Here is a 22,945-nt window from a genome sequence, read left to right as displayed (position 1 = left end):
AGCCGGGCGACTGTCTCCAGGCCGAACACGCATGCCGCCCGTCCTCCTCAGGCCGCGCCGACCGAGCGGTACACGTCCAGGGTCTGCCGGGCGATGGCGTCCCAGGAGAAGTGCTCGACCGCGCGCTGCCGCCCGGCCTCGCCGAACGCGGCGGTGCGCGCCGGGTCGGCGAGCAGCGTGTTGATCGTCGCCGCCAGGTCGGCGACGAACTTCTCCGGGGCCAGCGGTCGGCCGGACCCGTCACTCGCCTGCTCGATCGGCACCAGCAGGCCCGTCTCGCCGTCGGCCACGACCTCCGGGATGCCGCCGGTGGCGGTCGCCACCACGGCCGTCTCGCAGGCCATCGCCTCCAGGTTGACGATGCCCATCGGCTCGTACACCGACGGGCAGACGAAGACGGTGGCGTGGGTGAGCACCTGGATCACCTCGGGCTTGGGCAGCATCTCCGCCACCCAGACCACACCGGAGCGGTTCGCCCGCAGCTCCGCGACCAGCTCCTCCACCTCGGCGGCGATCTCCGCGGTGTCCGGTGCGCCGGCGAGAAGCACGAGCTGGGTGTCCGCCGGCAGCTCCCGGGCGGCACGCAACAGGTAGGGCAGCCCCTTCTGCCGGGTGATCCGCCCGACGTAGACCACGCTGGGTCGGGACGGGTCGATGCCGAGCCGGTCGAGCACCTCGGTGCCCTCGTCCGGGGCGTACTGGACGGTGTCGATGCCGTTGTAGACCACGCGGACCCGGGCCGGGTCGATCTGTGGGTACGCGGTGAGCACGTCGTTGCGCATCCCCCCACTGACCGCGATCACCGCGTCGGCGGCCTCCATCGCCGTGCGCTCGATCCAGGAGGAGAGCGCGTACCCGCCGCCGAGCTGCTCGGCCTTCCACGGCCGCAGCGGCTCCAGGCTGTGCGCGGTCACCACGTGCGGCACCCCGTGCAGCAGTTTCGCGGTGTGACCGGCCAGGTTCGCGTACCACGTGTGGCTGTGCACCACGTCGGTGCCGGCAGTGCCGGCGGCCATCTCCAGATCGACGCCCATCGTGCGCAGCGCGGCGTTCGCGCCGGTCAGGCCGAGGGATTCGGCGTACGCGGTGACGCCCGGTTCGGTGCGGGGCAGGCCGAAGCAGTGCACCCGCACGTCGGTGAGACGGCGCAACTCCCGGGCCAGGTACTCGACGTGCACCCCGGCGCCGCCGTAGACCTCCGGCGGGTACTCGCGGCTGAGGAGGTCGACGCGCAGAGGGGTGGGTTCCGTCATGACCTCGCACCCTAGTGCAGAAGAGTCCCCGTACGAGTGGTGAAGTGCGACGCGGGTGGATAGCGTCGGGGCATGGCTGCCAAGGTGCTCGCGATCGTCCTGGCGGGTGGGGAGGGCAAGCGCCTGATGCCACTCACCACGGATCGGGCCAAGCCGGCCGTCCCGTTCGGCGGGATGTACCGCATGGTCGATTTCGTCCTCTCCAACCTGGCCAACGCCGGCTATCTCAAGATCGTCGTGCTGACCCAGTACAAGTCCCACTCCCTCGACCGACACATCACCAAGACCTGGCGGATGTCCACGCTGCTCGGCAACTACGTCACGCCGGTGCCGGCACAGCAGCGTCGTGGCCCCTGGTGGTTTGCCGGCTCGGCCGACGCCATCTACCAGAGCTTCAACCTGATCAACGACGAGCAGCCCGACTACGTGATCGTCTTCGGCGCCGACCACATCTACCGGATGGACCCGCGGCAGATGGTGGAGGACCACATCGCCTCCGGCGCCTCGGTCACCGTCGCCGGCATCCGCCAGCCGCTGTCGACGGCCGACCAGTTCGGCGTCATCGAGGTCGGCGAGGACGGCCGCAGGATCCGGGCGTTCCGCGAGAAGCCCACCGACGCGGTCGGCCTGCCCGACGCACCGGACCAGATCTACGCCTCGATGGGCAACTACGTCTTCACCACCCGGGCGCTCTGCGAGGCGGTCGAGCGCGACGCGGAGGACAAGACCAGCAAGCACGACATGGGCGGCAACATCATCCCGATGCTCGTCGAGCGCGGCGAGGCCAACGTCTACGACTTCCGCGACAACGAGGTGCCGGGCAGCACCGACCGGGACCGCGGCTACTGGCGTGACGTCGGGACGCTCGACTCGTTCTACGACGCGCACATGGATCTGATCAACGTGCACCCCGTGTTCAACATGTACAACTTCGACTGGCCGATCTACACCGAGCAGCCGCCGTGGCCGCCGGCGAAGTTCGTACACCAGTGGGGCGAGCGGGTCGGCCGGGCGGTCGGCTCGATGGTCTCCCCGGGTGTGGTGATCTCCGGCTCGCTGGTGGAGAACTCGATCGTCTCGCCGAAGGTGCGGGTGCACTCCTGGGCGCACGTCGAGGGCTCGGTGCTGATGGAGGGTGTGGAAATCGGCCGGCACGCGGTGGTCCGGCGGGCCATCCTGGACAAGAACGTGTTCGTCCCGGAGGGCGCCGAGATCGGCGTCGACCTGGAGAAGGACCGGCAGCGCTACACCGTCTCCGACAATGGCATCGTGGTGATCGGCAAGGGCCAGAAGGTCGAGCCGTGACCGGCCCGCACTCCCCGAGGAGGATCCCGCAGTGACCCACCCCCGTGCCGGCCAGCCCGCCGAGCCCGCCGACCTGGTCGACGTGCCGCGGCTGGTGACCGCCTATTACGCCGAGCATCCGGACCCCGCGGACCCGGCGCAGCAGGTCTCCTTCGGCACCTCCGGCCACCGGGGCTCCAGCCTGCGCAACGCGTTCAACTCCGACCACATTCTGGCGGTCACCCAGGCGCTCTGCGACTACCGGCGGGAGCAGGGTCTGGACGGGCCGCTCTTCCTCGCCCGGGACACCCACGCGCTGTCCGCGCCGGCCGCGGTGGACGCCCTGGAGGTGCTCGCCGCCAACGGGGTCACCGTGCTGGTGGACAGCCGCGACGGCTACACCCCGACCCCCGCGTTGTCGCACGCGATCCTCACCCACAACCGGGGGCGTACCAGCGGCCTCGCCGACGGCATCGTCATCACCCCGTCGCACAATCCGCCCGACGACGGCGGTTTCAAGTACAACCCCACCAACGGTGGGCCGGCCGACACCGACGTGACCCGGTGGATCCAGGACCGGGCCAACGCCATCCTCGCCGCCGGGCTCAAGGAGGTCCGCCGGATCACCTACGCGCGGGCCCGGGCCGCCGACACCACCGGGGAGTACGACTTCCTCGCCCGCTACGTCGACGACCTGCCGGCGACGATCGACATCGACGCGATCCGTGACGCCGGGGTGCGGATCGGCGCGGACCCGCTGGGCGGGGCGAGCGTGGCGTACTGGGGTGAGATCGCCGAGCGGCACCGACTGGACCTGACCGTGGTCAACCCGACGGTCGACCCGACCTGGCGGTTCATGACGCTCGACGGCGACGGCAAGATCCGGATGGACTGCTCCTCACCGAACGCGATGGCGTCGCTGATCGCCGCGCGCGCCGACTTCCAGATCTCCACCGGCAACGACGCCGACGCCGACCGGCACGGCATCGTCACCCCGGACGCCGGCCTGATGAACCCCAACCACTATCTGGCGGTGGCGATCGGTCACCTGTTCCGTACCCGCACCGAGTGGGGCCCGGCCGCCGCGGTGGGCAAGACCCTGGTCTCCTCGTCGATGATCGACCGGGTGGCCGCCGACCTGGGCCGGCCGCTGTTGGAGGTGCCGGTCGGCTTCAAGTGGTTCGTACCCGGGCTGCTCGACGGGGCGGTCGGCTTCGGTGGCGAGGAGAGCGCGGGCGCGTCGTTCCTGCGCCGCGATGGTTCCACCTGGACCACGGACAAGGACGGCCTGCTGCTCTGCCTGCTCGCCGCCGAGATCCTGGCCACCACCGGGCGCAGCCCGAGCGAGCACTGGGCGGAGCTGGCCGGGCGGTTCGGCGCACCCGCGTACGCCCGGATCGACGCCCCGGCCACCCGGGAGCAGAAGGCCGTGCTCGGCAAGCTCTCCCCGGAGCAGGTCACCGCCACCGAGCTCGCCGGTGAGCCGATCACCGCGACGCTGACCACCGCCCCCGGCAACGGCGCGGCGATCGGCGGTCTCAAGGTCAGCACCGAGTCCGGCTGGTTCGCCGCGAGGCCCTCCGGCACCGAGGACGTCTACAAGATCTACGCCGAGTCCTTCCAGGGCCCCGACCACCTCAAGCAGATCCAGGAAGAAGCCAAGAACCTGGTGGACAGCGCCCTGACCCGGGCCTGATCCACCGCCTCCCCGCGTTGATCATGAAGTTATTGCCACGGCATGCCGGGGCGGAGGGCAATAACTTCATGATCAACCGGGCGGGTTGGGTCAGCAGGGTGGGGGTAGTTCTGGTCGGGTTCGGCGTAGTTCTTCGGGGAGTAGTTCGCGGAGCTGCTCGGGTAGGAACGGCAGGTCGAGCAGAGTCATCTTCAACTGGTTGCGTTCCTGGTAGCGCAGCGGGTCGAAGCGGACCACCAGGCCGGCGTTGCGGCGGTAGCTGATGTCCACCGCCCCCTCGGTGGCCGCGTCACGGAACACCAACCCGTCCATCTCCACCACGACCGGCGACGAATTGGGCTCCAGCTCCAGCCGGATCTTCTCGTCCGGTGCGAGCACCACCGACCGGGAGATGCCGGCCATCGGCGCCGACGGCGTGATCACCACCGAGTCCGCCGCCGGGGAGATCAGTGGGCCGCCCGCGGCGTAGCTGTACGCCGTCGAGCCGATCGGGGTGCTGACCACCACGGCGTCACACCGGTAGTAGCCGTACTGCTGACCGTCGATGGCGAGCGTGGCGCTGACGAAGCCGGCGCCGGGCTGGCGGACCAGCGCGATGTCGTTGAACGCCACGACGTCGTCGCCGCAGACGTCGCAGGCGAGGCACGCGTGCGACTCGACGGTGAAGTCCTTCGACAGCAACCGGCTCAGCGCCTCGGGCAGCTCCGGCGGTTCGACCTCGACGAGAAAACCCAGGCGACCCAGGTGTACGCCGAGCACCGGCTTCGGGTCGAGGACAGCGGAACGAAGCGCACCCAACATGGTGCCGTCCCCGCCGATGCTGATCAGGGCGTCGGCGCGGGCGGCCACCTCGTCCGCCGGCACCGGTTCGATGCAGGACGGCACGCGGTGCTTGTCCTCCTCGCGCACCATCAGCGTCTTGTGGTGGCGCGTCGCCCACCGTTCGATGATCCCGACCACCTCGGTGACATCCCGGGTGGGGTGCAGCACAAGTCCCAGCCCCGACACCCGTACAGCTCACCACATCGGTGGCGACCGCACCCGGCGTACACCAAAGGTGCGCCGACGGTCCGGGGACCGTCGGCGCACCTTGCCGCCGTCAGGGGCGGGATTGACCGGTGAGGTGGGTCAGTGAGCGGGCGACCAGGTCATCGCGAGCCGCCGGTGGCAGACCCTCCAGCCCGAAGCCCAGGTACACCGTGTCCCCGGTGACCACCACCGAGCCCTCCTCGAACGCCTGCTGGCTGCGCGACCAGTCGTTGGCGTTGCCCGCGGAGCCGGCCGGTGGCCCGGCCACCGTCCAGCCGCCCAGGTCGGCCGACTCGAACGAGGTCTCCGCGACGGTCGCCCCGTCGCGCAGCACGCGGGCGTCGTCCAGGAAGACACCGAGACCCTGCGTGCCCCAGTCCGAGGCGTACGAGATCGACACCTCGACCTGCTTGCCGGCGTAGCCGGACAGGTCGACCACGAACTCCTTCCAGCCGCCCGACGAACCGGTCGCCGCGTTCCAGGTGCCGGTGCTCCCGGTGGGGGAGCAGTCCGCGCCCTGGTAGTGCGCGAGGAACGGGTGCAACTGCTCCACCCAACCCTCGACGCAGCTGTCCCCGGTGACCGTGCCGGTCTTGCCGTTGGTGTCCGGCAGGGTCGTCCAGTCGTCGCTGCCCACCTCGTGCGCCTCGACGAAGAGGAAGTCCCAGTTCTGCTCGATGTCGTACGAGGTGAAGAAGCGCAGCTCACCGCTGCTCGCCCCGGTGAGGTCCACCGTGCGGGTCAGCCGCTTGTACGACTCGTCGGTCTGCCCGCTGTACAGGTACCACTCACCCGTACGTGGATCGAACGGCGCGCCGCCCGGTCGGGTCCAGCCGACCGGCGCGGAGCTGGCGAACTGCGGGAACTCGTCCGGCGGCAGGAAGCTCGACGTGGTCAGGAACGACGCGGTGTGCGCCTGGTTCTCCGCCGAGCCGGGCGCGTTGAGTTGCCCGCTGAAACCGGTGAACGGCACGTCGGCCCCGGCGACCGGGAACGGCTCGCCCTCCGGGGAGGTGCCGCCGTCGCTGACGTAGGTGTGCGCGCCCAGCCAGTACTGCTGGAAGTCGTTCAACAGTGGCAGACAGCTGGCGTCCTCGGCGTCGGTGCACTCCGGTGGCGCGTCCGGGTGATAGACGTACGACCCGTTGGCACCCTGCGCGAACAAGGCGTACTGGCCGCTGACCAGCAGTTTGCCACCCTCGTTCAGGTAGTCCCGAACGGCCAGCTCGGTGTCCAGCGCCGCCCTGGCCGTCGTGCCGGCCACCTGACCGGGGGAGCGCAGGATCACGTCGTCGCCGGTCTCCCAGACCACCGCCCTGTAGTGCGACAGCACGCCGAGCGGGTGTGGCGCCTTGCGGCCCATGGCGTCGAAGTCGTACACGTCGCTGCTGCGCCCGGCGGCGCTCAACGACGCGGCGACCTCGTCGGCGTACTTCGCGGTGGTGCCGGTCTGCGCCGGGCTGAGGCCCGTGACGTCCTCCATCGCGAGGACCAGCACGTCACCGCCGACGTCGCTGTGCACCCGGTAGGTGAAGTGTTCACTCGCCACCACCCCGGCGCGCGGCTTGTTCCCGGTGAACCAGACCTCCACCCGGTCGCCCGGCTTGGATCCGGTGACCGTGCCGCGCAGTTCGGCGTAGTAGTCGTCGTGCGTGTCGCCGTACCGCTCGCCACCGCGCCACTCGCGGACCGCGACCGTCTTCGGCCGTCCGCCGTTGACCGTGTAGTGCATCCGCACGTTCTTCAGCGCGCGACGGGTGATCGAGGCGACCTGCTGGGTGCGCCCGTACGAGGTGTCGAAGGCGTCCACCACGAAGTCCGGGGTGCTCCGCCCGACCACCGAGACCGGGTCGTCCGGGTCCGCCGCGGACCGGGCCACCGCCAACGCGAACGGCAGGTTCTTGCCCACCTCGCCGGCGATCAGCGCCTCGTCGTCGGGGAAGATGAAGCCGCTGACGCAGTCCTCCGGGCGCCACTCGTCGTTCGGGTCGACCGCCGAGGCGGCCTCGCAGGTGGACATCTCCGGGGTGAAGCCCAACGTGCCGTACCTGACGGTGGCGTGGCTGTCGGTGTCCCCGTTGGTGGTGTACAGCTCGGCGGAGATGTCCGGGTCGTAGCCGGGCACCGCCGGGTGCGCGTCGTCGCCGGCCATCGCCTCGTAGATCACGTCGTCCGGGGTGGGGGTGCTCACCTGCCAGCCGACGCCGTAGAGCAGCAGTTCGGCCGCCGAATGGTAGTTGACGAAGAACTCGAACCCGACTCGCTTGAAGAGCCGATCCAGGGCTACGGTCTCCGGCTCCGAGTTGGGACCCGGGCCCCGGTAGGTCTCGCTGTTGGGCTCCGGTGACGAGCCCTCGTTGTCGTACCCCCACTTGTAGCTGAAGTTGCGGTTGAGGTCGACGCCGTCGCCGGAGCTGATCTGCCCGTCGCCGTTGTTGTCCCGCAGGTTCTTGCGCCACAACCGGTTGCCGGGGGTGAAGGTGAAGTCGTAGCCGTCCGGGTTCGCGACCGGCAGGAACCACAGCTCGGTCGTGTCCAGGAGTTGGGTGATCTCCCGGTCGGTGCCGTAGCTGTCGAGGACGTGATGCATCAGCCGGCGGGTCATCTCCGGCGTGATCCACTCGCGGGCGTGCTGCGCACCGGCGTAGAGCACCGCCGGTCGCCGGCCGTCCGCGACGGTCCGCGCGTTCTTGGTGACCTTCACGGCGAGGATCGGCTGACCCTGCTGGCTGCGGCCGATCGTCTCCACCTTGGTCAGCTTGGGGTATCGAGCTGCGGTGGCGTTCAGTTCGTCGCGCAGGCCGCCCGGCTCACCGTAGGGGCGGAACGCCGTCCAGCCGGCGGCGGCCTGCTCCCGCAGCGCCTGCGACGCGTCCTTGCCGCGCACCTTCTTCACCGACAGCGGGACGCCCTGGTCGGTCAGCCGCTTCGCCTGCCGGCGGCTGAGCACCGTCTCGACCGCCGTACGGCCGGCCGAGTCCGTCTTCGCGTCGTGGCCGAGGTCGACCCCCGCCGCGCGCAGCTGATCCCGCTGTTTCGCGTCGACCGTGCCGACGTACACCTCCAGGCCGTCGCGGGCGCCCGGGTCGGACGGTGGCCGCGCGCTGGCCGGTGGGGTCAGTGCCAGTGCGCCGAGCAGGGTGACCACGCTGGCGATCGCCAATCGTCTCGGTCTCATCGCGCCTCCTTGGGTGAAGGACCTGTAGGCGCGAGCCTTCGGTGTGGCGTGATCGATGTCAATCGGTCGATGGGTGCGAGGTCGCTAGCCGTGCCGGCGCCGCTGCCTGCTGTGATGGCCAGGGCGGCGCTGGCGCGGCCCGTCGCAGGTGCCCGACGATCGCCTCGCAGAACACCGCCTCGATGTCGCACCGCTCCTCGACGTGCCGCCACCGCCCGTCGACCCACGCTCGTATTGTGCGCGTTGCCATGTCTCGTCGGTTACTTCGGCGATTGCGGCCTTGCAGGGTATAAGGGGGAATTACACTTCGGACCGCTATCAATCCCACCCATGGCGAGAACGGGGACAGCATTGCTGAGCATGGTGCGCGGCGTGGTGCACGCCCTGCGGGACCGGCGGGCCGCCGCCCGCGACCCGGAGGGATTCGCCCGGTCCATTGGCGTCGATCTGCGAGGTCGGGTCCGGTTCTACGGCATCGACCGGGCGATGTTCGGCTCCGAGCCGTGGCTCGTCTCCCTCGGCGACAACGTTTACGTCACCGCCGGGGTCCAGTTCATCACCCACGACGGCGGGACGCTGATTCTCCGCAAGGAGGTGCCCGATCTGGAGTGGACCGCACCGATCAGCGTCGGGGACGACGTCTACCTCGGCGTACGGACGATCATCCTGCCCGGGGTCACCATTGGTAACCGTTGCATCATCGGCGCCGGCTCGGTGGTGACTCGGGACATCCCGGACAACAGCGTCGCGGCCGGCGTTCCGGCCCAGGTGATCCGCAGCGTCGACGACTATCTCGACCGGATGCGCGCCCGCTCGCTGGGGTGCGGGCACCTGCCGGCCGCCGAGAAGGCTGCGGTGATCCGCCAGATCTACGGGGTTCCGGAGCAGGTCAGCGCCGGACGAGCGGGGTTCTGATGCGGGTGTCGGCCGGTCAGCCCGGCGCCGTCCTCGGCCCGGCCATCGTCGCGCTGGACCGTCTCCTGTGCACCGGCACGCGCGTTCGCCGGGCCATCCGGGGCCTCGCCCTCGCCGGCCGGTTCGCCGCCCGCGGGGACAACTTCACCCTTGACCCCGACGGCGTCTACACCTGCGAGACGATCGAGGTCGGGCGCAACGTGGACCTCGGGTACCGCCCGATCCTGATGGCGGCCCGAGCGCGGATCCTGATCGGTGACAACGTCATGTTCGGCCCCGAGGTGACCATCCGGGGCGGCAACCACCGCATCGACCAGGTCGGCGTACCGATGATCGCGGTCGGCAAGGAGGCCGGCGACGAGACCCACGACCGGGGCGTGGTCATCGCCGACGACGTCTGGGTGGGCACCCGGGCAGTGATCCTGCACGGCGTCACCATCGGCCGGGGCGCGGTGATCGGCGCCGGCGCTGTCGTCACCCGATCGGTGCCGCCGTACGCGGTGGCGGCCGGCAATCCGGCCCGGGTGCTCCGACTGCGCTGGCCGCTGGAGACCATCCAGGACCACGAGCGGCAGCTCTACCCACCGGAGCGCCGACTGACGCCCACCGAGTTGGCCGGTCTGGCCGAGCTGCCGGTGCCCGAGCCGAGTTCGGCGCCGGTGACGAAGTCGCTGACCACCGGTGTCCAGGCCCGATAGTCGAAGCAGTACGCCCGCTCGCGGGCTGCGCGGCTCATCGCCGACCAGCCCGGATCGTCGAGCAGTAGCGCCCGCTCCAGCCCGCGCTGGACGTCCTGCGCCCCGGAACCGTCGAGCACGATGCCCTCGCGGCCGTCGACGATGTAGCGCCGGAGGTCACTGGTGTGGTTGAGCAATACCGGGCAGCCGGCGGCCAGACTCTCCGGCACCTTGGACGGGAAGCCCGCCTGGGCGTACCCGGCCGGTGGGCGGACCAGCACCGAGAAATGCGTCTGTCGCAACTCGGCGAGCACCCGGTCCCGGGACACCCGACCGAGAAAGCTCACCTGGTCGTCGTCAAAGGCGGTCTCGTCCAGGTCGGAGAGGCTGCTGGCCTGCTCCCTGCTGATCCCGGCGATAACGAGGCGCACCCGGGCCCGGTCGTCGGGCGCCAGGCGGCGGATACCCGCCAGCACCACGGCCAACTGGTCCTTGGGGCCGGCCGAACCCGCATAGAGCAGCCGGAGCCCCTCGCCGAGCGAGGGCGGCGCGGGATCGCCGTAGTCGTCGCAGTCGACCTGCGGCGGCACCACCAGCGTCGGCTGTCCCTGGCCGACGAAGTGCCGCTCCAGCGCCTCGGAGATGGCGATGACCCGGTCGGCGAGCCGGCCGGCCAGGTAGAACGCCCACCGGTGGCGGACGAAGTACGGGGTGAGCCAGCCCCGGGGGAACTGTGCCCGGTCGTGCCGTTCGACCACGTCCACGGTCACCGGGCAGCGCACCGCCGTGCGCAGCACCGCCCAGGTGAGCAGGTTCCACAGGCCGAGCGGTAGGTACACGCCGGTCAGTTCACCCGGGTGGACGCCCGCGCGGCGCAGCGCGCTCAGTACCCGCAGCGGGCGGGCGCGCCGATGCAGCCAGCGGCCCAGGAGCCCACCGCCGACGCGCCAGCGGGGCAGCGTGATCAGTCGTACGTCGGATGGCAGGTCCGCGGTAACGGGCGGGCGCGACCCGTCGTCGGGCCAGTCGTTGACCACCATGGTCGTGCCGCCCGGCGGAGTGGCCGACCGGGCAAGTTGCAGCAGGCGGTTGGACATGGCGTCCCCGTGCGGAAATCGGTATGCGGCGAAGGTCAGTACCAGTGGGTGCCTGATAGCCCGACTTGTTGGGGACGGGACGGTCGGCGCCTCCGGCGTCAGGGACGCGGTCATACATCCACCTAGTGAGGTTTGCGTGTTAAGTCCTTTCTGTAAAGCTAGCCTAGTGGTCCCGCCGCCGCCGGAGGCCTCCCCGGCGCAGGACAAAGGGGAGTAGAAGGTGGAGCTGACACAGCCCAGCACCGTCACCGCGGTGTCCGGTTCACTCCGCGGACGTCCCGTCGTGGTTCAGCACTCGGCTGGCATGCCCGGCGCCAACGGTCCACTCACCGCAGTCGAGCGGGTTGTCAACTCGCAGCTTGCAGTGCGCTACGACTTCGTCCGGATGCACCAGTCGCGGGGCAACGGGGCTCTGGATCTGGTGATGCTGCGGCATTGGGTTGCCCAGCTACGTCGGCTCCGGCCCGACTTGGTGCACGTCCGCGGGCTGCAGAATGAGGGCCTGCAGGGGGTGCTCGCCGCCCGGCTCGCCGGCTGCCGGAGGATCCTGGTCACTGTCCATGGCACGGTGCGAGACCTGCGATACACCGGCCGGCCGGTGCGCCGAGGGCTGCTCGTTCACGGCGCTGAGCCGCTCACGCTGCGGGCCGCCTCGCACGTCGCGACTGTCTGCGAATATGCCGCTGGCCGGGACTTCCTACGCGGCTGCCGGGACCGCTTCGTCGGGGTGATCCCCAACGGCGTGCCGGTGCCCGAAAATCCGCACGCCGGACGGGATCGTAGCCGGAGCGCCCTCGGCTTGCGTCCCGACGATGTGGTGATGCTCGCGTTGGCCCGGCTGACCTGGGAGAAGGGGTACGGGGTGTTGGCAGAGGCACTGCGCCGGTTGCCCCCGCAGGCTGGTCGTCCGGTGCTGCTGGTCGCTGGCGACGGCCCCGAGCGCGACGGCATCGGCGCCGCTCTGCGAGCAGCGGGCCCGGTCGAGGTGCGCCTGCTCGGCAATCGGTCTGACGTGCCGGACCTGCTCGCCGCAGCCGACGTTTTCGTTTTTCCGACTCTGCACGAAAATCTCTCCAATGCGCTGCTCGAGGCGATGGCGTATCGGCTTCCGGTGGTCGCCACCGCGGTCGGGGGCAACGTGGAAGTGCTCCGTGGCGGCGGTGGACGGCTGGTGCCGGCCGCTGACCCGGTGGCCTTCGCCGACGCGCTCGCGCCGTTGCTCGTTGACGCCGCTGCCCGGGCGGAACTGGGCGGGCTAGCCCGCCAGACGGTCACCCACCGATACAGTCTCGACGTCATGCTTGGGGCGCTCGATGGGGTGTACCGCCGGATTCTGGCGGCCTGAGATGCCCTCCCCGACCGCTGCTCCGCGGGTCGTCCTGCTGGGTTTCACCGTCCCGGACGAAGTATTGGCTGAGGTGATGGCGAGCGACGTCCGGCACGCCACCCAGACGCACACGTTCGCCTGGGGGCTGGTCCGGGCGCTGCGGGCCGCCGGCTGCTCGGTGCGGCTACTCTCTGCCGTGCCCGTCTCCACCTACCCGGGCAACGGCCGGCTCCATTTCCGGCCTGCACGATTCCGTCACGCGGACGTGGACGGTCGGCTGCTCGGCTTCGTTAATCTGCTTGGCCTCAAACACCTGACCCGATTCATCGCGGCGTGGCGCGCTGGCGGGCGGGAGCTACGCGAGCAGAACGTCGACGTGCTGCTGGTGCACGGCGTAAACACCGCGTTCCTCTGGGCCGCCGCACTGCTCGCGCGCCGTGGGGTGAGGGTGGTACCGGTGTTGACCGACCCGCCGGGGGTGCCGTTGCCCACCGACGGGCGCCTGGTCCGAACACTGCGTCGGATCGATGTGGCCCTTGTTCGAGCCGCCCTGGGCGGTTGCGCCGGGGTGGTCGCGCTGACCGGGCCGCTCGCCGACGTCTACGCCCCGGGTCGTCCACGGCTGATCATGGAGGGCATCTTCAACCCGCCGGTCGCCGTCCGGCCGCATACCGTAGCCGCACCGGCCACCCGTGACATCGTCTACGCTGGCGGGCTGACCCGCTCGTACGGTGTGGATCGCCTGGTAGCGGCGTTTCGCGCGTTGCCAGGGGAGCAACTGCGGCTGTTGCTGTTCGGTCGGGGTGACCTTGAGTGTTGGCTGCGGGAGCAAGCCGCAGCGGACCCCCGGATCGCCCTGCCCGAGCTGATCGACCGTGACGTGCTTGTCGGCCGGCTCGCCACGGCGGCGGTGCTGGTCAACCCGCGCCCGGTGGACCAGGACTTCGTCCGTTACTCGTTTCCGTCGAAGCTGATCGAATACTTGTCGGCTGGAGTCCCAGTGGTCACCACCCGGTTGCCCGGAATCCCTGCTGACTACGCCGCCCATCTCGCCTACGCCGAGCCCGACACGGTCGACGGGCTGTATGAGGCGATCGCGGGGGTGCTGGCACTGCCCGTCAAGGAGGCGGCGGCTCGTGGGGCCGCGGGGCAGGCGTTCGTGCGGCACACCCGCGGGACCGGCCCGCAAGGGCTGCGGCTCCGGGCGTTCCTCGAAACGCTCAGCCGGCCGCTGCCGATCGCCCCCGAGGGTGACCCGATTGCCCATACCAGTGCGGCCCGTCAGTCGGACTGACCTGCCGCCACGCCAACGTCGCGTGACCTGCGCGGCGAGCGCTCGTTGTCCCACTCGCGGCGCGCGCCGCCGAGCGGGCGCGCCGCGAGCGCCGTTGCAGGAACGGGGCAGCGAATAGGGGGACGAGTGAAGGTAGTCGTTACCGGGGGCGCGGGTTTCATCGGATCGAACCTGGTCCGGGCACTCGGCGAGATCGGGCAGGTCAGCGAGATCGTCGTTATTGACGACCTCTCCACCGGCCTACTGGACAATCTCCTATGCGTACCGGTCCGGCTGGTCCGGGGCACCATCCTCGACCCCGACCTGCTCGACGAGGCGATGACCGGCGCGGCGAGCGTGGTGCACCTGGGTGCACTCGGCTCTGTGCCTCGCTCCATCGACCTCCCGCTGCCCAGCCACCACGCGAATGCCACCGGCACGCTCATGGTGCTGGAGGCCGCCCGTCGCCACGGGGTACGACAGGTGATTCTCTCCTCCTCGTCTTCGGTGTACGGCGCCAATCCGGTGCTGCCTCGCGACGAAGGGCTGCGTCCGATCCCAGTCAGCCCGTACGCGGTCTCGAAGTTGGCCGCCGAGGCGTATGCGCTCGCCTACGCGTCCTGCTATGACCTGCAGGTCCTGCCCTTCCGCTTTTTCAACGTCTTCGGCCCCCGACAGGCGGCTCACCACGCGTACGCCGCTGTGGTGCCGCGATTCATCACCGCCGCGCTCGCCGGCGACCCTCTGCGCGTGCACGGCGACGGCCGGCAGACCCGCGACTTCACCTTTGTCGGAAGCGTCACCTCGGTGATAGTGGATGCGATCGTCCGTCAGGTCGCGACCACCGACGTGGTGAACCTCGCCTTTGGGGTGCGGATCTCGCTACGGGAGGTGATCGCCGAACTCGAGAGCATCCTCGACCGGCGGCTGGAGGTGGTCTACGAGCCGCCCCGGCCCGGTGACGTACGGGACTCCCAGGCCAACTGCTCCCGCCTACTCGAGTTGTTCCCGACGGTGGCGCCTACGCCGTTGCGGGCCGGTCTGGAGCAGACCGTGTCCTGGATGTCCGGGCACGTGCTCGCCGGACAGTAGGGCGACGATGTCCTCCGGCGTCGTAGAGCGGACGCGTGCACCCGGTGCGCACCGCCGTCGCCCGGACCGGAGCAGCCGGCTGGTTAGCGGCTTGGTCACTGCCGTGGCCAGCCGGGCCGCTGGCATCATCGGGCCGATCCTGATGGTCCCGGTGACCCTTCCATATTTTGGAAAGGATCTGTACGGCCTTTGGATGACCGTCGTCTCGCTGGCCACCATGGCGAGTTTCGCCGACCTCGGGCTCGGGAATGGCCTGATGACCAAACTCGCCCCCTGCTACGCGCACGGCGATGTCGCCCGGGCCCGGCGCTACATTTCCAGTGCCTACCTGACTCTCTCGCTGCTCACGGTCACCCTGACTGCGCTGCTCTGGCTGCTCGCTGACACCATCCCGTGGACCGCAATCTTCAACGTGTCCGGACAAGCGACCCCCGCGCAGACCCGAGCGATTGCGCTGATCTGCCTCACCGCCTTCGCACTCAACGTCCCGTTCTCTCTGATCATCCGCATTCAGTACGCCTACCAGCAGGTCAGCTGGAGCAACATCTGGCAGACCGGCGGCAATCTGGCTGCGCTGGGCGTGGTATTCATGCTGGTCTGGGCCGATCTGTCGCCGATCATGGTCATCGCCGCAGCGGCCGCAGCGCCTCTGCTGGTGAACGTGGTGAACACGATCTGGTTCTTTGGACGGCATCCGGATCTGCGGCCTCGGTTGCGGACCGTCGAGGCCGGGACGGCCCAGGAACTGACCCGGCTCAGCGGCCTGTTCTTCGTGCTGACCGTGACCATGTCATTTGCCACCAGTGCCGATACTCTGATCATCGCGCACGTGCTAGGTCTCTCCAGTGTGGCCGGCTACGTGGTGCCGGCGAGGCTCGTGGCCCAGATTGGGCTCTTCGTGATTTTGGTGAACATTCCGCTCTGGTCGGCTAACGGAGACGCGCTCGCACAGGGTCAGGTGGCCTGGGTGCGGCGGATCACGAGACGAATGACGATCATCTCGGTGCTTGCCGCCGCCTTACCCGCCACAGTCCTGGTGTTCGTCGGCGACCACCTCTTCGCCGCTTGGCTTCCGGTGCCCATGGATGGCGACCCGTGGTTGCTGGCCGGTCTCGGCATGTGGTGGGTGCTCCAAGCCGCCCTCTCCCCACGGTTCATGGTGCAGAACGCGGCTGGTGTCATTCGGCCGCAACTGATCGGCTGGGTCGCCTTCATGGTCGTGTCGGTGCTGGGCAAGTGGTATGGGGCAGGTCGCTTCGGGGTCAATGCGGTGCCCTGGTTCGGGGTGCTCGGCTACGCGTTGACGGTGGCGCCAGCCGCACTCTACGGATATCACCGGACGCTGCAGCGGTACCCCGCAGCGGACATCAAGGAGGGATCGAGTGAGCGTGTCGCACAGTGAGGAATTCCCCCGCGTCCTTGTGGTGAGCGCGGGGGTCCTGGATCGCTCCTCCGGCACCGGTATCACGCTGTCGAACCTCTTCGCCGGCTGGCCCCCGGATCGGCTTGCCCAGCTGTACCACGAGGACCGGGAACCGGGGCGTGAGATCGGCGGCACGTTCGCCCGGTTCGCCATGAAGAATGCGCCGGTCGAGTACCGGACTTTCCAGATGTGGAAGCGCGTTCGGGGAAACCCGACTGGTTTGGCTCGAGGTGGGACGGAGACGCCGCCGACGGCCGTCGAGCGGACCCCCGGGCCGCTGCGCAGGGCCCTCCGCGTCCAGTTGCGGGCGTTCTTCGACCTCAGCCCGATCCGGGTGCCCGGCAGCGTACGTCGGTGGATGCGCGAGCAACGTCCGGAGGTGATTTATACGCCTCTCGGCAGTATCCGGATGATGCGCCTCGCCGCCGTCGCCGCGCAGGAGTGCCAGGTGCCTCTGGTCCCGCACTTCATGGACGACTGGCCGAGCACGCTGTACGCCCAGGGGCAGGTCCTCGGTCTGCCCCGGCTCGCGGTGCATGCCAGTCTGCGGGAGGTGCTGCGGCACAGTTCGTACGGGATGGGCATCAGCGAGCCGATGGCACGTGAGTTCGAGCGCCGTTACCGGCTGCCGTTCGCTGCCTTCGGAAACTGCGTGGACCCGGTCGACTTCGCCGATCCGGATGCCCTGCTGGCCCCCGACCGGGGCCGGGTCGAGTTGGTCTACGTCGGTGGCCTGCACCTGGACCGGTGGCGGTCGCTGCGCCGAATTGGCGAGGTGGTTGAAGACTTGGCGAGGGGCGGGGTACCGGTGCGGCTCACAGTGCATGCACCGGAGACGGACCTGGCCCGTTACGGCGAGGTGTTCGCCGGGTTGCCGGCGGTGCGATTGGGCCGCTCAATCAACAGCACCGAGGTGGGCGCCGTGCTGCGCCGTGCTGACGTTCTGGTGCATGTGGAGTCCTTCGCTGCCGAACACCGCCGCTACACCCGATACTCGCTGTCCACGAAGATCCCCCAATACCTGGCGGCTGGCCGGCCGGTGTTCGGCTTCGGGCCGGCCGAGCTGGCCTCGATGGTCCACATCGGGGTGGCGCAGGCGGGCGCGGTGGTCGGCGTGGATGATCGCACCGCACTCGTCGACGAGTTGACCCGTCTCTGCTCCGACCCCGCGCTGCGGCAGCGGCTCGGCCAGCAGGGCTTGGCGTACGCGGCACGGCATCACCGCGCGGACCAGGTGGCTGCCCGCTTCGCCCAGGTACTCCGAGAAGCGGCGGAACTTCCGGTCAGCATCGCGTCCGCGCCACGCGCTGGTGGGAACACGAAGTTGCACGACGCGGGGATCCCCTGAATCGGAGACATCGACACCATCACCCATCAGGGCATACCTCGACCGCGCCCCGGCCTCAATGTCGCTGGATCCCGCCGTCTACGAGGTCGCGTCAGAATGCCCGGCGGCGTCCGGTGTGGCCAAGACTGGGGACGCCCGTCGGCGAGACGGTGAACAGCGGCGACTGGAGTAACCCGGACGCCCGGTGGTTGGCCCGTGCGTGCCGGCCCCGGCGCGGGTTGTTGACCTCCGGCGAAACGGTGACCAGCGCGAGGACGAGCCACATCGCCAATGACGTCTCCCACTGTCCGGTCAGCCAGATCGGTGTCATGGTCGCTGTGAAGGCGCCGATCAGCAGGAGGCCAGCCCGGCTGGTGCGGGCAGCAGCGATCAGCGCCACGGCGATCGTGCCGAAGTACAGCAGCACACCGACCAGTCCCAGGTCGTTGCCGACGGTTAGCAGCAGATTGTGCGGTCCCATCTCGAATGGGTTGGTGTTGATGAACACCCCGGCGCCCGATCCGGTGAGTGGAGCCTCCGACCACGTCGTGAGCGCGTACGGCCAGATGGCGAGTCGGCCGGAGATGTCGCCGGTTGGCCGACCGTAGAGGGAGTCAAACCAAAGGAGTTGACGCTCCGGGGCCATTCCGAACGGCACCAGGACGATCAATGCGGCGGCGAGCATCCCCACAGTCAGCACGGTCAGCCGTGGAAGAAGCAAGGCGAATAGCACTACTGTCAACCCCGCCAGCATCCCGATCGTCGCTCCGCGGGATCCGTTGAGCAGAACGGCGGAGCCGAGCAGCAGGGTCAGTGCCAGTGGGCCGAACCGTAGCAGCGTCGGACCGGTACTGGCGACCACAGCGAGCACCAGCGACAGCACCACGCCGGCGGCCAAGGTGTACGCGGTGAAGTTCACATTGATGCCCTCGATGCCGTAACGCTGATCGAAGACGAGAACAGGGCCCTGCGTGCGTGCGCCGAGGATCACCTCGATCGAGACGACCGCGCACCCGGCCAGGTAGGTCCAGCCGATCAGTAACAGGTCGCGCCGGCCCCGCAACACGTGCCGGACGGCCACGAAGAGCAGGCAAACCGAGACGTATCGGTATGCTGCCGGTGCCGCGAGGTCGGTCCGGTCGGTCCAGAGCAGACTCGCGTACGCCCAACCGCCGGTGAGCAACGCGAGGGTGTCCGCAGCCCGTAGGCGAGGTAGCCGGCCGCTGAGCACGATCGCGGCGAGTGCGACGGGCGCGGCGTAGTTGAACGACCACCAGGGTGGTCGGGCGATCATGAAGGCGGCAAGGCAGAGCACCAGGACGCTGGGCAGGCTTCCGGTCAGCTGGCGAGCCCGCACGACTGGCGTAGTCCCGGCGCTACCCGACATCCTCAGGTGCCTGGGTTGGGGGACGGCAGCGACCCGCGTCGGTGCGGCGGTCACCGGGTCGACCCTGCGGGCCGCTCGGACAGGGCGCAGGGTCGGTGGGCCGGTCGTGTCTTCGGACGGCGCCAAGCCGGGGTGGACGAGTGACCGCGCGGCATGGGACTCCTTCGGTGGCGGGTCAAACCGGCCCGCTTCTACGTGGGCCCTCAACAATCGCCCCGACCAGGACCGATGGGGGCGACGGAACAGTTTCTACCAGCTCAACAGCGGAAAAGGGTGCGATTCGGCGCTTTACGATGACGAAGCGGGCCGAGTCGTTTAGGCAGCTCTGGCTTGTTTGGTGGTGTTTGCGGCGATCGCGTATCCGGGGATGAGCCCTGTCGTTGACCCGGATGCCCGGGTGCTGCGTCCTGGCCGAGGGCATCTGCGTGCCCGCCGGGACACCGGCGCCCGGCATCGATCTTGCGCAGCGCCCCGCCGGACTCGCGGATGGAACTGGGCGTCGCGTGACGAACAGGGAGAATCAATGAGCTTGATGACTGCGGGCCGCCGAGTGTTGATCACCGGTGGGACCGGTTCCTTCGGACAAACCATGACCCGTCGACTGCTTGGCCTGGACGTGGCCGAGGTGCGCATCCTCAGCCGCGACGAGGCGAAGCAGGACGCCATGCGCCGAGCGCTCGGTGACGAGCGGGTGCGCTACCACGTCGGCGACGTACGGGACCCTGACACCGTCGTGCGGGCCACTCGCGAGGTCGACTTCGTCTTCCATGCCGCCGCGTTGAAGCAGGTGCCGTCGTGTGAGTTCTTTCCGCTGGAGGCCGTTCGCACGAACATTCTTGGCAGCGCGAACGTAGTGGAGGCCGCCGCGCAGAATGGGGTCAGCTCGGTAGTCGTACTCAGTACCGACAAGGCCGTCTACCCGGTGAACGCGATGGGTATGAGCAAGGCCCTGATGGAGAAGGTTGCCCAGGCGCACGCCCGGAACAACCCGAACAGCGTGACCACCGTCTCGTGCGTCCGGTACGGCAACGTCATGTTCTCCCGTGGCTCGGTGATCCCGCTTTTCGTCGAGCAGATCAAGGCTGGTCGGGCGCTCACCGTCACCGACCCCACCATGACCCGCTTCCTCATGTCGCTGGCAGATTCGGTCGACCTGGTCGAGCACGCGTTTCACAACGGGCGGCCCGGTGACGTCTTCGTTCGCAAGGCCGCCGCGTGCACCATTGGTGACCTCGCGGAAGCGGTCTGCCAGCTTTTCGACGTTCCGTTCAAACTGGACGTGATCGGGGTGAGGCACAGCGAGAAATGGCACGAAACGCTGGCCAGCCGTGAGGAGCTGGCGCAAGCGGACGACTTCGGAGACTTCTTCCGGGTACCGCTGGACGCGCGTGATCTGAATTACGCGCTCTACGTCTCCGAGGGCGACCTCGGCGAAGGGCCGACGGAGGACTTCAACTCGGCGAACGCACCGCGCCTCGCCGTCGCCGAGATCGTCGAGCTACTGAAGACGCTGCCCGAGATTCGCGCGGAGTTGGCCCTGCGAGACCCGGTGTTGGCGTGCTGAGGCTCGCCGTCACCGGGGCTGGGGGGTTCCTCGGCTGGCATGTGCGGGTATTGCTCCGCGCACTGGGCTGGCCGGCCCCTGGCGTGATCACCCGGGCGGACCTCGCCGACCCCGAGGCGGTTGCGGCCAAGGTGAGCGGCGTCGACCGGGTGCTGCACCTGGCGGGAGTCAATCGGGGAGAGCCTGCCAGTGTCGCGGCCGGGAACATACAGCTCGCAGTCCAGCTCGCAGAGGGGCTTAGGCAGGCGGCCGTTCCGCCCGGATCGGTAGTCTTCGCCAACTCGGTGCAGGCCGGCAACGGCACGCCGTACGGCGACTCGAAGGCCACCGCGGCGGGCATCCTGGCCGACTCGGGCCTGCCCGTGGACGATGTGCTCCTGCCCAACCTGTACGGCGAGCACGGGCGGCCCCACTACAACTCGGCGGTGGCCACCTTCTGCCGGCTGCTCGCCGAGGGTGGCCGGCCCGAGGTGCACGCCGATCGCGAGCTGAGCCTGGTGCACGTCGCCGACGCGGCGTCTCGGCTGATCGGGATGCCCGCCGGCGGTTCCTGGGACCCGACCATGCCAGCGTTGCGAATCGGGGTTAAGGATCTCGCCGACGGGCTGACCGGGTTCGCGGCCACGTACCGGACTGGGGAACTGCCGCCACTGCTGAACCGGCACGACGTACGACTGTTCAACACCTACCGCTCGCACTGCTTCCCGGCGCACTACCCGCTCGCGCTGCCGACCCGATCGGACAACCGGGGTGCTCTGGTCGAGACGGTGAAGGCGCACGGAGGAGCGGGGCAGACCTTTTGCTCCACCACCCGGCCCGGCATCACCCGTGGGGAGCACTTCCACCTGGCCAAGGTGGAGCGGTTCGTGGTGTTGCGCGGCAGCGCCGAGATCAGCCTGCGGCGGGTCGGCGACAGCGAGGTGTTGCGTTTCCCAGTCAGCGGCGACCAGCCGGTGGTGATCGACATGCCGACCATGTGGGCGCACAACATCACCAACACGGGCGTGGACGAACTGCTCACGCTCTTCTGGACCAATGAGCTGTTCGACCCTGCGCGACCCGACACCTGGCCGGAGCCGGTCGAGCTCTCCCCAGCGACACCGGTGCCGGTCCCGGCATGACGGTCGGCCGTGTCGAGCGCCAAGGTGTGGTCCGCGGCTGGCTGGAAGGGCATGGGCCGCATGAGCTGACAGGTGTACGTCGATCGGAGATCACCACAGGTCGACGCAGGACATTTCGAGGGCCTCCTGGACAGGCGGCCACGCGGAGAGGACGAACATGACCCGGGTAATGACCGTCGTCGGTACCCGACCGGAGATCATCAGGCTCTCCCGGGTGATCGCTCGACTCGACGACACGGTGGATCACACGCTGGTGCACACCGGGCAGAACTGGGACAGCGCCCTGTCGGACGTGTTCTTCAAAGAGTTGCGGATGCGGGAGCCGGACCGGTTCCTCCGCGTCGACACCTCGTCGCTGGGGCGGGTCCTCGGCGGGGTGCTTGTCGGCATGGAGGCGGCGATCGCCGAGGAGCGACCCGACGCGTTGCTGGTACTCGGCGATACCAACAGCTGCATCGCCGCGCTGATGGCCCGCCGGATGCGGGTGCCGGTCTACCACATGGAGGCCGGCAACCGGTGCTTCGACCTGAACGTGCCGGAGGAGACCAACCGGCGGCTGGTCGACCACGTGGCCGACTTCAACCTCGTCTACACCGAGCACGCACGGCGTAACCTGCTCGCCGAGGGCCTGCACCCGCGCCGGATCCTGCACACCGGCTCGCCCATGCGGGAGGTGCTGGAGCACTACCGGACGCCGATCGCCAGCTCGACCATCCTGCGTCAACTGGAGCTCGACCGGGACCGGTACTTCCTGGTCAGCGCACACCGGGAGGAGAACGTGGACCGCCCCGACCGGCTCCAGCGGTTGCTGGACTGCCTGGTCGCGGTTCGCGACCGGTGGGGCTTCCCGGTGCTGGTCTCCACCCATCCGCGCACCCGTAAGCGGCTGGAGGCGCTGGCCCCGGATACCACCGCACTGGACGGCATCGCCTTCCACGACCCGTTCGGGCTGCTCGACTACGTACATCTGCAGACCAAGGCCTACTGCACCCTCTCGGACAGCGGCACGATCAGCGAGGAGGCCGCCATCCTCGGCTTCCCCGCGGTGACGCTGCGCGAGTCGATCGAACGCCCCGAGGCGCTCGACGCCGGCGGCATCATCATGACCGGCCTCGACCCGCAGGGCGTGGTCGAGGCGGTCGAGGTGACGGTGGCGCAGGTCGCCGCGCAGGGCGTGCCCTGCCCGGTCGACTACCAGGTGCCCGACACCTCCCGACGGGTGGTGGACTTCATCCTCTCCACCGTGCGCCGGCACCACGACTGGGCGGGCATCCGCCGCTGACCAGCACAGACACCGGGGCT

The 22,945-nt window shown here is 69.3% G+C and carries 16 protein-coding genes and 1 pseudogene; 12 read left to right on the top strand and 5 right to left on the bottom strand.

The window, feature by feature from the left end:
* Window positions 1-47 precede the first annotated feature (47 nt).
* Window positions 48-1,253, bottom strand: coding sequence for a glycogen synthase (gene glgA, locus ACQEUX_RS14900; protein ID WP_433047191.1), 1,206 nt, complete (start codon window positions 1,251-1,253; stop codon window positions 48-50).
* A gap of 72 nt (window positions 1,254-1,325) precedes the next feature.
* Here glgA and glgC point away from each other — a divergent pair, with 72 nt between their 5' ends.
* Both glgC and pgm read left to right on the top strand, forming a co-directional pair.
* A complete protein-coding gene (gene glgC, locus ACQEUX_RS14895; RefSeq protein WP_433047188.1) occupies window positions 1,326-2,558 on the top strand; it encodes a glucose-1-phosphate adenylyltransferase in 1,233 nt (410 codons plus the stop codon).
* A 31-nt stretch (window positions 2,559-2,589) separates the two neighbouring features.
* Window positions 2,590-4,233 carry a phosphoglucomutase (alpha-D-glucose-1,6-bisphosphate-dependent) gene (gene pgm, locus ACQEUX_RS14890; RefSeq protein WP_433047185.1) on the top strand — a complete coding sequence of 548 codons (1,644 nt, stop codon included), beginning with the start codon at window positions 2,590-2,592 and terminating at the stop codon, window positions 4,231-4,233.
* 90 nt (window positions 4,234-4,323) lie between these two features.
* On the opposite strand, the gene ACQEUX_RS14885 is transcribed toward pgm, so the two are convergent.
* Together ACQEUX_RS14885 and ACQEUX_RS14880 are read right to left on the bottom strand one after the other, a co-directional pair.
* Window positions 4,324-5,232: an NAD(+)/NADH kinase gene (locus tag ACQEUX_RS14885; RefSeq protein ID WP_433049853.1), complete on the bottom strand. Its 909-nt coding sequence runs from the start codon at window positions 5,230-5,232 to the stop codon at window positions 4,324-4,326.
* A gap of 100 nt (window positions 5,233-5,332) precedes the next feature.
* Window positions 5,333-8,440: a M14 family zinc carboxypeptidase gene (locus tag ACQEUX_RS14880; protein WP_433047182.1), complete on the bottom strand. Its 3,108-nt coding sequence runs from the start codon at window positions 8,438-8,440 to the stop codon at window positions 5,333-5,335.
* Between the two features lie 360 nt (window positions 8,441-8,800).
* Between ACQEUX_RS14880 and ACQEUX_RS14875 the strand changes: the two genes are divergently transcribed.
* Together ACQEUX_RS14875 and ACQEUX_RS14870 are read left to right on the top strand one after the other, a co-directional pair.
* On the top strand, window positions 8,801-9,355 hold the full coding sequence (locus tag ACQEUX_RS14875) for a DapH/DapD/GlmU-related protein (protein WP_433047179.1): 555 nt from the start codon (window positions 8,801-8,803) through the stop codon (window positions 9,353-9,355).
* The gene (locus ACQEUX_RS14870; RefSeq protein WP_433047176.1) at window positions 9,355-10,053 is read left to right on the top strand and encodes an acyltransferase; all 699 of its coding nucleotides are present in this window, start codon (window positions 9,355-9,357) and stop codon (window positions 10,051-10,053) included. Before ACQEUX_RS14875 ends, ACQEUX_RS14870 begins: the two co-directional genes overlap by 1 nt.
* Before the next feature lie 23 nt (window positions 10,054-10,076).
* On the opposite strand, the pseudogene ACQEUX_RS14865 reads toward ACQEUX_RS14870, so the two are convergent.
* Window positions 10,077-11,072 (bottom strand): annotated as a pseudogene (locus tag ACQEUX_RS14865) (glycosyltransferase); the annotation flags it as partial.
* A 277-nt stretch (window positions 11,073-11,349) separates the two neighbouring features.
* Here ACQEUX_RS14865 and ACQEUX_RS14860 point away from each other — a divergent pair.
* The 5 genes from ACQEUX_RS14860 (at window position 11,350) to ACQEUX_RS14840 (ending at window position 17,592) form a co-directional block, all read left to right on the top strand.
* On the top strand, window positions 11,350-12,474 hold the full coding sequence (locus ACQEUX_RS14860) for a glycosyltransferase (RefSeq protein ID WP_433047173.1): 1,125 nt from the start codon (window positions 11,350-11,352) through the stop codon (window positions 12,472-12,474).
* A gap of 1 nt (window position 12,475) precedes the next feature.
* A complete protein-coding gene (locus ACQEUX_RS14855) occupies window positions 12,476-13,750 on the top strand; it encodes a glycosyltransferase (RefSeq protein ID WP_433047170.1) in 1,275 nt (424 codons plus the stop codon).
* A gap of 126 nt (window positions 13,751-13,876) precedes the next feature.
* The gene (locus tag ACQEUX_RS14850; RefSeq protein WP_433047167.1) at window positions 13,877-14,821 is read left to right on the top strand and encodes an NAD-dependent epimerase/dehydratase family protein; all 945 of its coding nucleotides are present in this window, start codon (window positions 13,877-13,879) and stop codon (window positions 14,819-14,821) included.
* 103 nt (window positions 14,822-14,924) lie between these two features.
* Window positions 14,925-16,223, top strand: coding sequence for a lipopolysaccharide biosynthesis protein (locus ACQEUX_RS14845; RefSeq protein ID WP_433047164.1), 1,299 nt, complete (start codon window positions 14,925-14,927; stop codon window positions 16,221-16,223).
* Window positions 16,204-17,592, top strand: coding sequence for a glycosyltransferase family protein (locus tag ACQEUX_RS14840; protein WP_433047161.1), 1,389 nt, complete (start codon window positions 16,204-16,206; stop codon window positions 17,590-17,592). Before ACQEUX_RS14845 ends, ACQEUX_RS14840 begins: the two co-directional genes overlap by 20 nt.
* A 91-nt stretch (window positions 17,593-17,683) precedes the next feature.
* On the opposite strand, the gene ACQEUX_RS14835 is transcribed toward ACQEUX_RS14840, so the two are convergent.
* A complete protein-coding gene (locus ACQEUX_RS14835) occupies window positions 17,684-18,928 on the bottom strand; it encodes an O-antigen ligase family protein (RefSeq protein WP_433047158.1) in 1,245 nt (414 codons plus the stop codon).
* Window positions 18,929-19,295: 367 nt separating this feature from the next.
* Between ACQEUX_RS14835 and ACQEUX_RS14830 the strand changes: the two genes are divergently transcribed.
* From ACQEUX_RS14830 to wecB, 3 genes are all read left to right on the top strand, one after another.
* A complete protein-coding gene (locus ACQEUX_RS14830; protein ID WP_433047155.1) occupies window positions 19,296-20,522 on the top strand; it encodes a polysaccharide biosynthesis protein in 1,227 nt (408 codons plus the stop codon).
* Window positions 20,516-21,643, top strand: a complete 1,128-nt coding sequence (locus tag ACQEUX_RS14825; protein WP_433047152.1) for an NAD-dependent epimerase/dehydratase family protein — start codon at window positions 20,516-20,518, stop codon at window positions 21,641-21,643. The genes ACQEUX_RS14830 and ACQEUX_RS14825 overlap by 7 nt, the downstream gene beginning before the upstream one ends.
* 157 nt (window positions 21,644-21,800) lie before the next feature.
* Window positions 21,801-22,925 (top strand): non-hydrolyzing UDP-N-acetylglucosamine 2-epimerase, encoded by a 1,125-nt coding sequence (gene wecB / locus ACQEUX_RS14820; RefSeq protein WP_433047149.1) that lies wholly within the window; start codon window positions 21,801-21,803, stop codon window positions 22,923-22,925.
* Window positions 22,926-22,945 lie beyond the last annotated feature (20 nt).

Source organism: Micromonospora sp. CA-259024 (assembly GCF_050936255.1).
Lineage (GTDB): Bacteria > Actinomycetota > Actinomycetes > Mycobacteriales > Micromonosporaceae > Micromonospora.
The sequence above is the reverse complement of the archived record's forward strand: the minus strand, read 5'-3'. Positions and strand labels throughout refer to the sequence as shown.

Excerpts from the sequence above, each read along its gene's own strand:
- glgC (WP_433047188.1), top strand. The coding sequence starts at position 1,326 with ATGGCTGCCAAGGTGCTCGCGATCGTCCTGGCGGGTGGGGAGGGCAAG.
- glgA (WP_433047191.1), bottom strand. The coding sequence starts at position 1,253 with ATGACGGAACCCACCCCTCTGCGCGTCGACCTCCTCAGCCGCGAGTAC.
- ACQEUX_RS14875 (WP_433047179.1), top strand. The coding sequence starts at position 8,801 with ATGGTGCGCGGCGTGGTGCACGCCCTGCGGGACCGGCGGGCCGCCGCC.
- wecB (WP_433047149.1), top strand. The coding sequence starts at position 21,801 with ATGACCCGGGTAATGACCGTCGTCGGTACCCGACCGGAGATCATCAGG.
- ACQEUX_RS14855 (WP_433047170.1), top strand. The coding sequence starts at position 12,476 with ATGCCCTCCCCGACCGCTGCTCCGCGGGTCGTCCTGCTGGGTTTCACC.
- ACQEUX_RS14870 (WP_433047176.1), top strand. The coding sequence starts at position 9,355 with ATGCGGGTGTCGGCCGGTCAGCCCGGCGCCGTCCTCGGCCCGGCCATC.
- ACQEUX_RS14880 (WP_433047182.1), bottom strand. The coding sequence starts at position 8,440 with ATGAGACCGAGACGATTGGCGATCGCCAGCGTGGTCACCCTGCTCGGC.